Raw genomic sequence first — 2,214 nt, 5'->3', positions numbered from 1 at the left:
TTTACTGCCAGCAACTCACTATACTTGCTGCAAGTCAGACCTTTTGAAAACTCGAAAGGCTTAAACTGGCTAATTGTGGCAGTTGTACCCGAAACCGACTTCACGAGCAAAGTTCAGGCCAACACCCGCAACACTATTTTGCTCGTGCTGCTGGCTTTGGTTCTTTCTATCTGCCTTTTGCTGTCCATTTCCCTAAGAATAGAACAGCGGCTGCTGCGGTTAATTTCGGCAACAGAGGCGATAGCTGGTGGCGACTTCGACTCAACAGTTTCAGGTAGCGGTGTTGCCGAACTCGAAGCCCTAGCCTGTGCTTTCGAGCGCATGAATGGCCAGTTAAAAGCATCTCGCAAGCGGTTAGAAGAATATTCTGGCGATTTAAAGTGGCAAGTTGCACAGAAAACAAAGGAACTAAAACAAGCTAAAATTGCAGCCGAAAGTGCCAATCGCGCTAAAAGTACCTTTCTGGCCAATATGAGCCACGAATTGAGAACGCCTCTGAATGCGATTATCGGCTTTGCCCACCTCCTTGTGAACTCTAAAAAAACTGCACCGGAACAGCAGTCGAGTTTAGATATTATCAATCGCAGTGGCGAGCATTTGTTGAAACTAATCAACGATATTTTGTCGCTGTCTAAGATTGAAGCTGGTCAAATCACCCTCGAAGAAACTGCTGTTGACTTGTACAGTTTGCTCTCGGACATAGAACGGATGTTCCAACTCAAAGCTCAGTCGTCGGGATTGCAACTTGTTTTTGAACTCCGGAAAGATGTACCGCAATACGTCCGAACTGATGAAAGCAAGCTGCGCCAAGTTTTGATTAATTTGTTGGGCAATGCTGTTAAATTTACTGAGGCGGGTAGGGTGAAGCTGACTGTAAAATGCCTTCAGTCTATGGCTAAAAAACCGTTACCCAAATTCTTTCTCCTGTTCTCAGTTAAGGATACAGGCCCTGGTATTGCCCCTGAAGAGATTAGCCGTTTGTTCAAGCCGTTCGTGCAAGCTTCTGCTGGCAGGAAATCGCAAACGGGAACGGGCTTGGGATTGCCAATCAGTAGCTCTTTCGTGAAGCTGATGGGTGGCGAGATTAAGGTCAAAAGTTCTGTGGGGAAAGGTACGGTTTTTAGTTTTTACATTAAAGTCAGTCTGGCAACACAGAGCGAAATTTCTGACAGACTGCCACAAAAACGAGTGAAGGGGTTGGCATCCAACCAACAAATATATCGCATTCTGGTAGCGGACGATGAGTCGGCAAATCGGTTGCTGCTAACTCAGATATTGAAGTCGGCTGGTTTTGTTGTGCGGTTTGCGGATAACGGAACCCTGGCTGTTAAATTGTGGCGAAAGTACAAGCCGCATTTAATTTGGATGGATTTGAGGATGCCTGTTCTAGACGGCTTTCAAGCTGTTCAACAAATTCGCTCACGGCCGAACGGTTCTAAGACTAAGATTATTGCTTTGAGCGCTAATGCTTTTGTTAAAACCCAGGAACTCGCCATGTCGAACGGCTTCGATGACTTTGTTGCCAAACCGTTCCGAGAAACAGTAATTTTTGAGAAGATGGCGCTTCATTTGGGTGTTCGCTATATCTATCAAGAGGAGTCGTCTAGGAAGTCCGAACAGGATGAGCCTGTTGTGCAACTGACTTCTGAATCGCTGTCTGTGTTGCCGAGGGAGTCGATTAAGAAGCTCTATAAAGCAGCAGCTTGTGGAGACGAGCAAGCGGTAAGGCTGTTGATTGAGCGAATGGATCTGTCGCAGCAGCCTCTTGCTGTGGCTCTGACTAAATTAGTTGATAATATGAGCTTAGATATTATCAGCGATTTAACTCAGAAGTGCTTTTCGGCAGATTGTACGATCGCCAAATCACAAGACAGTTCTCAAAGTTAACTGAGGTATTATCCGGTATTGTCCAGAGAATTTTTTATTTAATCCACCTCCCTGTTTAGAACCAGTACCTCAGATATCGATATATGAATTTCGGCAGTCCATTTCGGCCAGAGAGCATGAAGAAAACTGAAGCCAGTCAACCGTTCAACAGAGCGTCGCTTGTGCGATAAACGGAAAAGTTTTACTGGATGCTGGGAATACAATCAAAATCCCAACACTCGGAACATTCCGGCTGCACGAACCACTGGAATTTAGTGTGGTTTCCCAGACTTTTATTTTATCAAAATCAGGAAGTCATAGACTGTAAAATTTCAGGAGTTCATAAAC

The 2,214-nt window shown here is 45.1% G+C and carries 1 protein-coding gene; it reads left to right on the top strand.

Annotated features, from left to right (window positions below):
• Positions 1-1,887: ATP-binding protein (locus ACUVJL_RS16090; protein WP_445246770.1), on the top strand; the 1,887-nt coding region annotated here is incomplete at its 5' end.
• Between the last annotated feature and the right edge of the window lie 327 nt (positions 1,888-2,214).

It is taken from the genome of Microcoleus sp. OTE_8_concoct_300, from assembly GCF_031383065.1.
GTDB lineage: Bacteria > Cyanobacteriota > Cyanobacteriia > Cyanobacteriales > Microcoleaceae > Microcoleus.
This window is presented reverse-complemented; position numbering and strand designations above follow the sequence as displayed.